Below are 13,064 nucleotides of genomic sequence, written 5' to 3'. Positions count from 1 at the left end.
CATAACGCATAACGCATAACGCATAACGCATAACGCATAACGCATAACGCATAACGCATAACATGAATCATATATATTTGGTCAATGCATTGGTAACAGATGCAGAGGGTAGAATGCTTGCTGTTCGAAAAAAGAATTCGAAATTTTTTCAGATGGTTGGAGGTAAACGCGAAAAAGGTGAAGAATTATTAGCAACACTTCGGCGCGAATTTTTAGAGGAAATTAATATCGATATTTTACTGCACGATGTTTCGTTTTTAGGACAACACACTTCTGTTGCCGTTAACGAGAAAAACACAGAAGTACATGCAAATGTTTTTCATGTGAAATTGAAGTCGTTAAAAACGCTTAAAATTGCTTCTGAGATAGAAGAAATGGCTTGGATAACGAAAGAAAACTACACAGATTATCAATTGGCTCATTTGTTAGAAGAATTTAGTTTGCCTATATGGTTGGAAATGGAATGCTAAAAACTCAAAAAATTCTGTAACGTTTTTATTTTATGTCTACTAACTTGTAAACACTAGAATAATTTGGCGATGAAATCTATTTGGGAAGCAACTTTTGAGCATAATGTAATTAGAATTGAGAATAATTGGTTTTCTGGAGAAAAATTAGTTGTAAACGGACAATTACAAGATTTAAAGCAGAATCTATTTGCATCTAATTTAGAAGGTCATCTTTTTACAATGACGAAAGAGAAGTTGAAAATTAAAGTTAGATTGTTTTCAGATTTTTTCAGAATAAATTGTATTCTTTTTGTCGATAACGAACAAGTTGTTTTGAAACAAATAAAATAACAATTTTGAGGGCAAAACAGACTTATTTCTTAGAATTAATCGAACAACACAAAGGGATTTTGCACAAAGTCGCTAAGATGTATATGGATGATGCTGATGATCAGAATGATTTGATGCAAGAAATTGTTTTGCAGTTGTGGAAATCATTTGAACGGTTTGAGGGAAATTCACAATTTTCGACTTGGATGTATCGTGTTTCACTGAATACGGCTTTAACTTATTTCAAAAAAGAAAAGAAAAAGACGGATACTCACACATTTATAGAAAATATAGATCGTGTAGATGAGGTAGATTCTCGCGAAAAAGAGACGCAACTTGAGTTGTTTTACAAAGCTGTTCACGAATTAAATAAAGTAGAAAAAGCCTTAATTTTTCTTTTTTTAGAAGGACAAAGTCACAAAGAAATTGGTGCAAACTTAGGAATTACTGAAGGAAATGCTCGCGTAAAACTGAATCGTACAAAAGATAAACTACAAATTATTATAAAAAAATACGGCTATGAATTTTGATGAATTACAAAAACAATGGGATAATCAGTCTTCAGAAGATGTGAAGATTCAGAAGGATTTGAAAAATTTAAATACAGCAAATAATATATTTGAAGACTTAAGAAAAAAGATAAAAACTGAGTTAATAATAACCATTATTTCATTTGCTTTCCTTTTCGTGATACCCATAGTCCCAATATATAAGATTAATGGAGTAGTTACATTTTTCTATTATTTCTTTATTTTTTATTTGTTAATAGCAGCAATAGTTACATATTTACGTTTTTATCATTTTTATAAAATCTCAAAAGATTATGAAATTAACTCGTCGAAAGAGTTGTTAATGAAAGTTTATTATGAACTAAAGTATGCTTTAGATACGTATTTTATTACAACAATAATAGCTACGCCAAATGGAATTGGACTATATTTTATATTGTTTTCTTTTGGGAATTCAGAAAAATATTTTGCACAGTTAATGAATTTTTCTGAAACATTTAATTCTAATCCCAAGTTTTTTATTTGGTTATTATTATTAATTGTTTTTTCAATTGTATTTGTAGGAGGGCTTTTATATTACATGTATGTAATATATTATGGTAGTAGATTAAAATTAATTAAAGAGATTTTAAACCAATTAGAAGAGTAGCGATATGTTACTCTTTTTTTTTAATACGGAATTTCCAAGACAAATTTGTAAACAAGTGATTGATTATTTCTGAGGATTTCGACCGAAATTTCTTGGAATTCATTTTGTTTCATAAAATTTTCAATATCATTCAAACTCATGTTATTCACATGTTTTCCGTTCAGTTTGATTAATCGATCATTTGCTTTTAAACCAATCAAATCTGCATTCGAATTTTTTCGAACAGATTCTATTTTGTAAACAGGTTTCATAACGATTTGATAATTTACTTTTTGAGGAGAAAAAGTGTTGGTTTCGGAAGCTGAGCGTTGTTGAAAATCAACATTAACTTTTTCATTTTTCCATTCAAACTCATCATGAATAATCGTCAAACCACTTCTGTTATAATGAAAAGCATCTCTAAAATTTCGGTTCGATTTATAATAAAATGTTTTATTTCGGTAATCTAAAATAATTGAAAAACGTCTTAAAACCTCATTCCCTAAAGATCCTTTTCGGTTATTTTTGAGATTAATGTATTGAATAGATTCATAATCAGGAACAGCAATCAAAGGATAATGCAGTTTATATTTTCCGAGATTTACAGACGTAATTGTGCCACGTTCACCGTTAATTATTCCATTGAATCCTTTTCCTAATTCATCATCAAACGCATGGTTTAAAGGAGCTAAATTTTTAATTTCATTCTTGAATAACCACAACCCATCACTGTTACCAATATCTATGAGCATTTTTTGATCAGTAAATTCACGTTCATAAAAAAAATCAATTGAGGTAAACGGTTTGTTTTCTGTGCTAATTTCTAACGCTTTTGATTGATATTTCTTTAATTTTTTAACCTCTTTTATCGTCGCATAAATTGTGATTTTTTGTTTTGCATAATCAATTTCGATTGGATGATTCTTAAAAAATTCTGAACCAATAATCCCATGAACATCAATTCCTAAACGAGAAAATAAATTAAAATTTTCGTCTTGAATTATTATAATATTGGCATTAGTAGCTAAATAATGATTGCCAACGGCTAATTTATTATTCTTTGAATAAAACCCCTTGGTGTCTTTCGCATCTTTTCCTAAACCTTTTAGTGTAATAGTTTGAATATCTTTTTTATCAATTGTTTGATCAAATTGGCTAAATAAAATGGTTTCTTTTAGACCAGAATCAATGATAAAATTCATCGGTTGATTATTGAATGTTACTGGAACAATGACTAAGTTTTTGATAAATTGAAAATGAATTTTTTCTTTTTTAATCTTTTCGGATAAAATAAGTCCACTTTCTTGTGCATGAATATGCAAGAAATTTAAGAATAAAAATACGATGATGTAAAATCTAAATAGCATTCAACTGATTGTATCTATTAAATTTATGCAAAAAAAGAATGCAAATATGGATTAAATCTTAAGAATTGAAACAAAACTTTAACATGTTGTTGTGTAACCTTTGGGAGTTTTGAACATCTATATTTTATAAAATTGATAATAATTTAAAAACCAAATAGATGACAAAAATTTACTTCCTTATTTTATGTTTTATAACGTTTGCAAATGCACAAGATTATAAAAAAGATACGATAGAATTGCACGAAACGATTTTGTATGATAAATCTAAGTTTAAATTAAAAAGAGTTGGATCAGATACTAAGACTAAGACTGTACAAGTTGGTTTGAATTCAGATATTAATTTTAAAAAAGATTCTTTACCAAAATATATAAAACAAATTGCTATCCCTATAAGTGCACCTAATAAAGAATTTACTTTTCAACGAATAAATTTTAATTTCAGTTATCCATTAAAAGTTGATTCTGTTATTGTAAAAGTAGATTTATTTAGTGATTTAGATAATCGTCCAGATAAAACGATATTAGAAAATCCTTTTAATATTGTAGTTAAAAAAGGAAGTCAGCAGGATGATATTTTTACTTATGATTTGAGAGATTATAATATTAAACATAAAGGAAATTTCTACATAAAAGTAGAATTGTTAACAAAACTTGAGTCACCAATATATCTTAGCGCAGCGTTGTTAGCAAAATGTTTGTACAAAACTAAAGATTCGGATAAATGGCAGAAAACGCCTTTGGGAATAACGCCAGCGATAAATACAGATATATTAATTAAACGATAAAAAAGAGCTAATCAGCTCTTTTTTATCGTGGTGTTCCCCAACCCCAAGGAGCGGGTGGTGTTTCAATTTCATTTGTTAAATCGAAGTAAACGTTAAATGGTACTTTAGAACCAGGTTTTTGCAAATTGTAACTAAATGTTTTGTCATCAAGTGTAATCCACCAAATATTTGTTGAAGCATAATCTATAAGACTTGCTGTTTCTTGGTCGGCAGGAAACATCTGGAAATCTTTAAAACCATAATTGGTATTTGTTCCACCATAAAAAGTTACCGACTCTGAAGTTCCATTTTCGTGACGATGATCGTGTTTTAGTGTAATGACTCCATCTTTTTTAGTCAAAATCCATGTACGTGAATAATTATCACCCACATTGAACGGAATTTTTATTTCGTTTTCTGAACAGCTTTTAACATGCATCGTTAATTTTTTACCAGCAAAATCATCACGTTTTATGTGTTCAGCTAATTTTCCTTCATAGGCTTTACCGCAATGTTTTTCGAGGTTTTTCCAAAATATTTCCGAAGGTTTATCTGTTTGTGCAAAAAGTGAAGTGCCTCCAATTAATACAAATCCAAGCTGTATGTATTTTTTAATCATAATCAGTAATAAAAACTATTCAATAATATTTTAAAGATAATCTTTTTAGAATTAATTGTTGAGCTTAATTTTCTATGCATAAAAAAGCCCTCGCTTGTTCAGGGCGAGGGCATATAGTTAAGTGTGTTATTTCTTCAAATAAAAATCTAAATTAAAATTAATTAATATCTATAATATTCTGGTTTATATGGTCCTTCAACCGTTACACCAATGTATTCTGCTTGTTCTTGAGATAAAACTTCTAATTCTACTCCTAATTTAGCTAAGTGTAATTCTGCAACTTTTTCATCTAAATGCTTCGGTAAAGTATATACTTTATTTTCGTAAGCTGATGAATTAGTCCACAACTCGATTTGAGCTAAAGTTTGGTTAGAGAAAGAGTTTGACATCACGAAAGAAGGGTGACCTGTTGCACATCCTAAGTTTACTAAACGACCTTCAGCTAAAACGATAATATCGTTTCCGTTGATGTTGTACTTGTCAACTTGAGGTTTGATTTCTTCTTTTGTAGATCCGTAAGTAGCGTTTAACCAAGCCATGTCGATTTCGTTATCGAAGTGACCAATGTTACAAACAACAACTTTGTCTTTCATTTTTTCGAAATGCTCTGCGCGTACAATTCCAAAGTTACCAGTCGTCGTAATTACGATATCAGCGTTTGCAACAACTGTATCTAAACGTTTTACTTCGTAACCTTCCATCGATGCTTGTAAAGCACAAATAGGGTCGATTTCTGTTACTGTAACAATTGCTCCAGCGCCACGGAAAGAAGCCGCTGTACCTTTACCAACATCACCAAAACCACAAACTACAACACGTTTACCAGCAATCATCAAGTCAGTAGCACGTTTAATAGCATCTACTGCAGATTCGCGACATCCGTATTTGTTGTCGAATTTAGATTTTGTTACAGAATCATTTACGTTAATTGCAGGCATAGGCAATGTACCTTTCTCCATTCTTTCATAAAGACGGTGTACACCCGTAGTTGTTTCTTCTGATAATCCTTTGATCTCAGCAACCAATTCTGGGTAACGATCAATCACCATATTCGTTAAGTCTCCACCATCATCCAGAATCATGTTTAATGGTTTGCGATCTTCTCCGAAAAATAATGTTTGCTCGATACACCAATCGAATTCCTCTTCGTTCATCCCTTTCCAAGCATACACAGGAATCCCAGCAGCAGCAATTGCAGCAGCAGCGTGATCTTGTGTAGAGAAAATATTACATGACGACCATGTAACATCAGCTCCTAAAGCAACTAACGTTTCGATTAATACTGCAGTTTGGATTGTCATGTGTAGACAACCTGCAATGCGAGCACCTTTCAAAGGTTGAGCAGCTTTATACTCTTCACGGATAGCCATTAACCCAGGCATTTCTGCCTCAGCCAACGTAATTTCCTTTCTTCCCCACTCAGCTAAAGAAATATCTTTAACTTTGTATGGAATGTATTGCGTTTTTGTATCCATCAATTGATATATTTAACTAACTTTTTTTTAAAGTTTATAAGGAACAAATTTACAAACAAATTTCGATTAATAAAATGCCCGTTATCGATTATATTAACGATTTTAAACATACCCGCATTATTACGTGGAATGTAACAGAATCGAATGAAGAATTGTTAGAATATCTTCATTTAGAGGATTATAGGATGGAAAAATATAATAATCTTCGACCTAAACAGGCCAGAGAATATCTTGGTTTGCGCGCTTGTCTAAAGAAATTGGACTTGGATTATGATGTAAATTATGACGAAAGAGGAAAACCTTTTTTACCTACAAATAAAGAAATTTCTATCACGCATTCCTATGGATTGGTTTCTGTTGGCGTGAGCGAATATAATATTGGGATAGATATTGAATTGGCTCGACCAAGAAAAATTTTAAACATTAAACACAAATTTGCGCGTCCAGATGAAATCGCTTGGATTCCGCAAGAGCATGAAATTGAATATTTGCATGTAATTTGGGGAATGAAAGAAGGTTTGTACAAATTGAATGGTGGAAATCTTTGGAATTTTCTGAATCATTATCGCGTAGAAGAATTTGAATTAGTAGAAAATAATCAAATTATTTGTTGGATTTCTGATGAGATAAAATCTCGAAAATACCATGCGTTTTATAAAATGATTGGAGAATATTATTTGGTTTGGGTACTGGATTATGAATAAATCGAAATGCGAAATTAGAATTACGACTTATGAAACTCAAAAATTATTCTCACATTCTCAAATTAGCGAATTAACACATTAACCATGAACGATTTTATTGATTATATTTTTGCGCCTTATAAAACGTATTCTTCGTTGAATATTTTGCTCGAAACTATTGCAACTCTATTTGGGATTATTTCCGTTTATTATACCTACAAACGTAATATATTGGTTTATCCGACCACTATTATTTCGACATTTATTTTTATCTATTTATTTTTTAATTGGGGATTGTATGGCGAAACAATAATCAATTTTTATTATACATCGATGGCAATATATGGTTGGATTTTGTGGCAAAAAAATCTTGAAGAAGATCATAAACATGTCGATGTTTCGTGGGCTTCGAAAAAAGAATATTTGTATGCAACGATTTTGTTTGCATTGAGTTTTCTGTTTATTCTGACGATTTATTATTTCCGTCCAGTTATTCAGAATGGATTTGACACAAGTTTTATCAATCAATGTCAATTTCATTATACTCAAATAGATTTTATAGATGCATCGACAACAGCCATCTTTTTGATTGGGATGTGGATGATGGCAAGACGAAAAATTGATAATTGGTTTTTTTGGATAATTGGTGATTTGGTGATGATTCCACTGATGATTCATAAAGGAGCTGTGATTACATCATTTCAGTATATTGTTTTGTTAGTTTTATCGATTATTGGACTAATTGATTGGATTAAATCTATTAAAAATTACCAAAAAATAGTGAGCGAGTAAATAAGTTTATTTTATTATTTTAGCATTAATTATTTATCAAAAATTTTACCTAAAAAAATATGGAAGATCAACACGTATATCAACAAAACCAATTGGTTGCAGAAGCAACGAGTGCAGAAAGAGCAAATTTTTATAAACATACCTATGGACATGTTGCAGGAGGAGTTTTAGTATTTGTATTAATCGAATCTTTGATGTTGAAATCAGAAGCTTTAGTCAGCTTTATGTTAAGTTTAACTTCAGGATATCTTTGGTTAATTCTATTGGCTGGATTTATGGGAATTACTTGGGTCGCACAAAAAATGGCTTATGGTTCGATTTCTAAATCAAAACAATACTTAGGTTACTTATTGTATATAATTGCAGAAGCTTTAATTTTTGTTCCAATGCTTTACATCGCATTACATTATGGCGGAACATACGTTATAAAACAAGCGGCAGTTGTGACAGGAGGATTATTTGTAGGATTATCAGCTATCGTATTTTTTACAAAAGCAGATTTTTCTGTTTTAAAAGGAGCGTTAACAATTGGATTCTTCTTAGCAATTGGTTTGATAATTGCTGGGATGTTATTTGGGTTCGATTTAGGCTTATGGTTCTCAGTAGGAATGTGTGCATTAGCAGGTGGTGCAATATTATACAATACGCATCAACTAAAATATGAATTTGGAACACAACAATATGTTGCAGCAGCATTGTCGTTATTTGCATCATTAATGTTACTATTCTGGTATATTTTAAGAATTTTTATGAGCAGAGATTAAACAGAAACAAACAATAAATTTGTATATTGAACCGTAGCATTTTTGTTACGGTTCTTTTTATTAAAATACTATGACAAATAAAGAAAAAGAAGTAGATAGAATACAATCTCCGTTTCGACCAAAAGATTGGAACGAGATTAGAATAAATGACTCTTGGGCATTGTTCAAGATTATGGCAGAGTTTGTAAATGGTTATGAAGCCATGTCAAAAATTGGACCTTGTGTTTCTATTTTTGGTTCGGCACGTACATCAAAAGAAAATCATTATTATCAATTAGCAGAGGAAATTGCCTATCAATTAACTAAAATAGGTTTTGGTGTTATTACAGGAGGAGGACCTGCAATTATGGAAGCTGCAAATAAAGGTGCTCAAAAAGGAGGAGGCTCATCTGTTGGTTTAGGAATTACATTGCCTTTCGAGACAGAATTGAACAAATATATTGACCGTGAATATGAAATAAATTTTGATTATTTCTTTGCTCGAAAAGTGATGTTTGTAAAATATTCTCAAGGATTCATCGTAATGCCAGGAGGTTTCGGAACATTAGATGAACTGTTTGAAGCATTAACTTTAGTTCAGACAAAGAAAACAGGTCGTTTCCCAATCGTTTTGGTTGGTACTGAATATTGGTCTGGATTATTTGATTGGATTAGAGATCGAGTGATTGCAGATGGTTATATTTCTGAAACAGATTTAGATCTTTTCCGTTTAGTTGATACAGCAGAAGAGGCGGTTGGTCACATTCAGAATTTCTATGCAAAATATAATATCAAGCTTAATTTTTAAGCACAAAAAAACCTCATCATTTGATGAGGTTTTTTATATTTTTATGATTGAATTTATTTTAAATCAACTACTTCAAAAACCATATCTTGGTAATCATTAGCTTCATAAAAAATACCAATTTTATTTTTTGATATATTCGTTAAAACGGAATAAGCCGAAGAATTTGGTTCTATAGTTTTGAAAAAATTCCATGTTTTCGCTTGATCTCTACTTACTTTCAATCCCAGGTTTTTGACTATCTTTTGAATCATGCAAATTACTAAACACAATATCTTTTCCTAAAACCAATGTCGAAGCATTACAAGTTGGATCAATTAATTGTTCATCCATTTTAGAAGTCCATGTTTTTCCTTGATCTTTTGAGATAAATATTTTACGGAAACCAGCATTTTGAATGCGCGCATTTAACATCCAATTTTTGTTTCGTCAGCTTTTTCTGCAACACTCGAAATTCGTTCCCACGTTTTTCCATGATCTTTACTTCCGAATACGTAAACACCGTCTTTCAATCGAACCAATGTATTCAAAATCCAACCTTCTTTTGTGTATGCGCCACGACCAGAAGTAATGAATTTAAAATCTTTTTTCCATTCCGTTGGCGTAATTTGGTCCGTAATATCAACAGGTTTTGACCACGTTTCTCCATTGTCAGCACTTTTTACAAAATGTAATCGAAATTCATTTTTCGCAATTTTATGATTCATGTAATTGTAAAAAAGATAAATTTCTTTTGTCTTTTCATCCAAAACCATTGATACATCAGAAGCAGATTCTTGATCTGGAAAATCGATAACTCGCTTGATTGCTGACTATGTTTTTCCCTTGTCATCACTTTTCCTAATCACAATATTGATATTAGGATTGTAAAGTAAATCGCCACAATTTGGAACACGCTCGTCGATTGCCGCAATCAATATTCCTTTTGCTGATGTAATGATACTCTGAATGCGATAACATTTGACATCCGATTGATTTTTGATTGTAAATAAAACTTGTTTGTTGGTTTGGGCAAATCCCAGCGTATAAGCGAAGGAAAAAATGGCAAGTAGAATTTTTCTTTTTTGTCATGGTGTAAATTAACCGACAAGTTATTGATTTTTCAACGATTTGTGAAAATGAAAAGCCATCAAAACGAATTTTAATGGCTTTTTTTGAAATTAATTTTTAATCAGTTTCGCCGACGATTTTCGATTTTTAGCTTCAATGTCAAGAATGTAAATACCTTTTGGTAATTCTTTGATGTTAAATTGATGTATTGCTGAAAATTTTCCTGAAAATTCTTTGACCAACTTTCCTGATAAATCATAAATTTTTACTTTTTCTGAATTAATATTTAATGAAAAAGAGGAAGAAACTGGATTTGGAGTTACAGAGATTTTTTCTGAATTAACCTCAATATTATCTGTTGATAAATTTGCTTTTGCATTCCCGAAAATTCTAAATTCACCTGGATTTAGATTAACTGTAAATGATGAATTTGTATTGGTGACATTCAGCGTTGTTTCGTCCATCAAATTGTACCAATTTCCTGTAAATGGAAAAAGTGGCGCAATTGCTTGAGTGCTTGTTGTGAAGTTTGCAATAACAATTACCTCATATAAATCAGACGACGATAATAAATTATTTGTAATCTGAATACGCGGTTTTAAATCTCCAGATGTAATTGTATAATTATCAGTTTCGAAAACTTTGTTGTTTAATTTAAGACCAATAATTTTTGACCAAACTTCATAAACAGATTTTCTATCGGCATTTGTTAAGTAACCAATTTCGCTTGGAATAGGTTTTGGATTGGTGCGACATCCGTCATTATTTGTTCCATCTTCGCAATGATTGATCGAATAATCATATCCTAATTCTCCAAATTGCCACAACATTTTAGGACCAGGAATCGTAAATAGAACGGCACCTAAAGCTTTTTGTCTTTCTAAAGAAGTTTTTAAATCTTTTACATTATAAGTTCCTGATGATGCACGATATTGTAAATTCTTGTACATCATTCTTTCTTCATCATGACTTTCTGCGTAGGCAACCAAATGTTTTTTCGTAAAACCTTTTACAGTATGCTTCAACCAATCAAAGTTACTATCCGAAGCATATCCCATTGTATTTTGATTAAAATTATTAGTCGCTTTACCCCAAAGCATAATTCCTTTACCTTCGTTAATGCGATAATTCGCCCATTCTGTTTCCTCTTGTGCTGAACCATTATTTCCTAAATGTTCAAAAATGATGTAGGAATTCGGATCAATTGTCCATTGCATATCTGCATATTTTTTTAAAATTGCTACACGATCAGCTTGATATCCGTTTGTACAAGTTTCATCAGAAGGTGTACAATTTTGTGTAAATCCTTTTGTTAAATCCCATCTAAATCCATCAATTTTGAACTCTTCAATCCAATGTTTTAATGTACGTTGTACATAATTTTGAGTTGGTGTTAATTGATGATTTAAATCGTATCCAACATTGTAACTATGTTTTGAGGTTTGATTAACATAAGGATTTGTAGTAGTTGGTTCTCCAAAACCATCATTGTCGGGATCATTCATCCACATTCTAACCAACGGAGATCGACCATAAACATGATTTAAAGCAACATCTAAAATGATTGAAATTCCATTTTGATGACACAAATCGATGAACTCTTTCATTTTATCTGCTGGTCCATAAGCTTTATCCAAAGCAAGATGATAAGCTGTATTATAACCCCAAGAAATATTTCCTTCAAACTCCATTACGGGCATAACTTCGATTGCGTTGATGTTTAATTTTTTGAAATAATCAAAATCATCAATTAAAGATTGCCATGTTTTTGTTGAATTGAAATCACGAATTAATAATTCGTAAATCATCAAATTCTCTTTATTTGGGCGATTGAAATTTGAAACTTTCCAATTGTATTTTGCTTGATTTGTTTGTAAAACCGAAACTTCAAATTGTTGTCCAGTAGGATATACAGGCATATTTGGGTAAGTTGCTGCGGTAATATACGGATCATCATAAGGCGATAAAACTAAAGTCGAATAAGGATCTGCAGTTTTGATTCCATCACTTGTTCGATATTGAAACGTATAGATTTCACTTGCTTTAAGATTAGATAATTCAATCCAATATAAATCCTTGTTAGTTGTATCTCGATTCATCACATATTGATCAGAAAGTTGCCAATTATTGAAACTTCCGATTACATGAATGAACTCTTTTTGTGGAGCGTATAAAACCAAATATGCTTTTGTAAAATCATTATTCAAATAATTAATTCCTTCATGTAAATTAGATGGAATAGCTACATCTTTCACTGTTGGTTTGATATTAACTGTAAAAGATTTGCTTATTGTTTGACCATTAAAAGTAGCACTCAACGTGTAATTCTGATTTTGTGAAATGGTATAATTTTTATCAAAAGATGTTGAATTATTTAATGCATCAATTTGAGTTCCGTTAGCAGATAATGTCCAATTAGCAGATTTTGTAGCTATCGCTTTGATGTTAAAACTTGATCCTGAAGAAACATTTGTAATTGAATTTTCGAGCGGATTAGTTAAAGTAACTTTGAAAGAACCTACCGAAATAGAAAGATTCGTAGTTTGTTGTTTTCCATCTGCACTTCTAAAAACAACATCTATTGCTGTAATATTTTTAGAAGTATCAACTCCATAGAATTGATAAATAGATGTAGGGATTTCTAATTTGTAGGTTGATCCAGAAACGAAAGTTAATTTGGGTTGAGTGGTATTATTTCCCCAACTTTCAATTATATTTTCCCATTGTTTTCCATCAATAGTTACGCCTGTATGCGCATAAATATCTCCTGAATAATTGGCAAGACCTGTTCCTGTTTTATCGAAGTTTATTACAACTGCTTGGTTTGCTTCGGGTGGTGAAGGAGTTGTT

General features: G+C 31.1%; 16 protein-coding genes. 9 read left to right on the top strand and 7 right to left on the bottom strand.

Features of this window, described 5'->3' with window-relative positions:
- Nucleotides 1–62: 62 nt before the first annotated feature.
- The 4 genes from Q0616_RS09620 (at nucleotide 63) to Q0616_RS09605 (ending at nucleotide 1,937) form a co-directional block, all read left to right on the top strand.
- A complete protein-coding gene (locus Q0616_RS09620; protein ID WP_188319570.1) occupies nucleotides 63–470 on the top strand; it encodes an NUDIX domain-containing protein in 408 nt (135 codons plus the stop codon).
- Between the two features lie 69 nt (nucleotides 471–539).
- A complete protein-coding gene (locus tag Q0616_RS09615; protein ID WP_171622860.1) occupies nucleotides 540–800 on the top strand; it encodes a hypothetical protein in 261 nt (86 codons plus the stop codon).
- Nucleotides 801–805: 5 nt separating this feature from the next.
- Nucleotides 806–1,309, top strand: coding sequence for a sigma-70 family RNA polymerase sigma factor (locus tag Q0616_RS09610; protein ID WP_225541766.1), 504 nt, complete (start codon nucleotides 806–808; stop codon nucleotides 1,307–1,309).
- Nucleotides 1,299–1,937 carry a hypothetical protein gene (locus tag Q0616_RS09605; RefSeq protein ID WP_298776768.1) on the top strand — a complete coding sequence of 213 codons (639 nt, stop codon included), beginning with the start codon at nucleotides 1,299–1,301 and terminating at the stop codon, nucleotides 1,935–1,937. Before Q0616_RS09610 ends, Q0616_RS09605 begins: the two co-directional genes overlap by 11 nt.
- A gap of 20 nt (nucleotides 1,938–1,957) precedes the next feature.
- On the opposite strand, the gene Q0616_RS09600 is transcribed toward Q0616_RS09605, so the two are convergent.
- Nucleotides 1,958–3,283 carry an aspartyl protease family protein gene (locus Q0616_RS09600; RefSeq protein ID WP_171622857.1) on the bottom strand — a complete coding sequence of 442 codons (1,326 nt, stop codon included), beginning with the start codon at nucleotides 3,281–3,283 and terminating at the stop codon, nucleotides 1,958–1,960.
- Between the two features lie 158 nt (nucleotides 3,284–3,441).
- Between Q0616_RS09600 and Q0616_RS09595 the strand changes: the two genes are divergently transcribed.
- The gene (locus Q0616_RS09595) at nucleotides 3,442–4,068 is read left to right on the top strand and encodes a hypothetical protein (RefSeq protein ID WP_284584252.1); all 627 of its coding nucleotides are present in this window, start codon (nucleotides 3,442–3,444) and stop codon (nucleotides 4,066–4,068) included.
- 22 nt (nucleotides 4,069–4,090) lie between these two features.
- Here Q0616_RS09595 and Q0616_RS09590 read toward each other — a convergent pair whose 3' ends face one another.
- Together Q0616_RS09590 and ahcY are read right to left on the bottom strand one after the other, a co-directional pair.
- Complete coding sequence (locus Q0616_RS09590; protein WP_188319571.1) at nucleotides 4,091–4,666, bottom strand: hypothetical protein; 576 nt, start codon at nucleotides 4,664–4,666, stop codon at nucleotides 4,091–4,093.
- Between the two features lie 161 nt (nucleotides 4,667–4,827).
- Nucleotides 4,828–6,141 (bottom strand): adenosylhomocysteinase, encoded by a 1,314-nt coding sequence (gene ahcY, locus Q0616_RS09585; protein WP_286484290.1) that lies wholly within the window; start codon nucleotides 6,139–6,141, stop codon nucleotides 4,828–4,830.
- Between the two features lie 74 nt (nucleotides 6,142–6,215).
- Here ahcY and Q0616_RS09580 point away from each other — a divergent pair, with 74 nt between their 5' ends.
- The 4 genes from Q0616_RS09580 (at nucleotide 6,216) to Q0616_RS09565 (ending at nucleotide 9,167) form a co-directional block, all read left to right on the top strand.
- On the top strand, nucleotides 6,216–6,845 hold the full coding sequence (locus Q0616_RS09580) for a 4'-phosphopantetheinyl transferase superfamily protein (RefSeq protein ID WP_225538917.1): 630 nt from the start codon (nucleotides 6,216–6,218) through the stop codon (nucleotides 6,843–6,845).
- Between the two features lie 84 nt (nucleotides 6,846–6,929).
- A complete protein-coding gene (pnuC, locus tag Q0616_RS09575; RefSeq protein ID WP_188319572.1) occupies nucleotides 6,930–7,616 on the top strand; it encodes a nicotinamide riboside transporter PnuC in 687 nt (228 codons plus the stop codon).
- A 59-nt stretch (nucleotides 7,617–7,675) separates the two neighbouring features.
- Nucleotides 7,676–8,380, top strand: a complete 705-nt coding sequence (locus tag Q0616_RS09570; RefSeq protein WP_171622851.1) for a Bax inhibitor-1 family protein — start codon at nucleotides 7,676–7,678, stop codon at nucleotides 8,378–8,380.
- Nucleotides 8,381–8,450: 70 nt separating this feature from the next.
- Nucleotides 8,451–9,167 carry a TIGR00730 family Rossman fold protein gene (locus Q0616_RS09565; protein WP_225541772.1) on the top strand — a complete coding sequence of 239 codons (717 nt, stop codon included), beginning with the start codon at nucleotides 8,451–8,453 and terminating at the stop codon, nucleotides 9,165–9,167.
- Nucleotides 9,168–9,220: 53 nt separating this feature from the next.
- Here Q0616_RS09565 and Q0616_RS09560 read toward each other — a convergent pair whose 3' ends face one another.
- The 4 genes from Q0616_RS09560 to Q0616_RS09545 all read right to left on the bottom strand — a co-directional run.
- Nucleotides 9,221–9,388 carry a sialidase family protein gene (locus Q0616_RS09560; RefSeq protein ID WP_225532378.1) on the bottom strand — a complete coding sequence of 56 codons (168 nt, stop codon included), beginning with the start codon at nucleotides 9,386–9,388 and terminating at the stop codon, nucleotides 9,221–9,223.
- On the bottom strand, nucleotides 9,375–9,578 hold the full coding sequence (locus tag Q0616_RS09555) for a sialidase family protein (protein ID WP_225532379.1): 204 nt from the start codon (nucleotides 9,576–9,578) through the stop codon (nucleotides 9,375–9,377). The genes Q0616_RS09560 and Q0616_RS09555 overlap by 14 nt, the downstream gene beginning before the upstream one ends.
- The gene (locus tag Q0616_RS09550) at nucleotides 9,572–9,958 is read right to left on the bottom strand and encodes a sialidase family protein (RefSeq protein WP_349678966.1); all 387 of its coding nucleotides are present in this window, start codon (nucleotides 9,956–9,958) and stop codon (nucleotides 9,572–9,574) included. The genes Q0616_RS09555 and Q0616_RS09550 overlap by 7 nt, the downstream gene beginning before the upstream one ends.
- Nucleotides 9,959–10,324: 366 nt before the next feature.
- Nucleotides 10,325–13,064, bottom strand: a 2,740-nt coding sequence (locus Q0616_RS09545; protein WP_298776756.1) for an alpha-amylase family glycosyl hydrolase, incomplete at its 5' end; no start/stop codon positions are given.

The sequence above is a fragment of the uncultured Empedobacter sp. genome (assembly GCF_937930195.1).
Lineage (GTDB): Bacteria > Bacteroidota > Bacteroidia > Flavobacteriales > Weeksellaceae > Empedobacter > Empedobacter stercoris.
The sequence above is the reverse complement of the archived record's forward strand: the minus strand, read 5'-3'. Positions and strand labels throughout refer to the sequence as shown.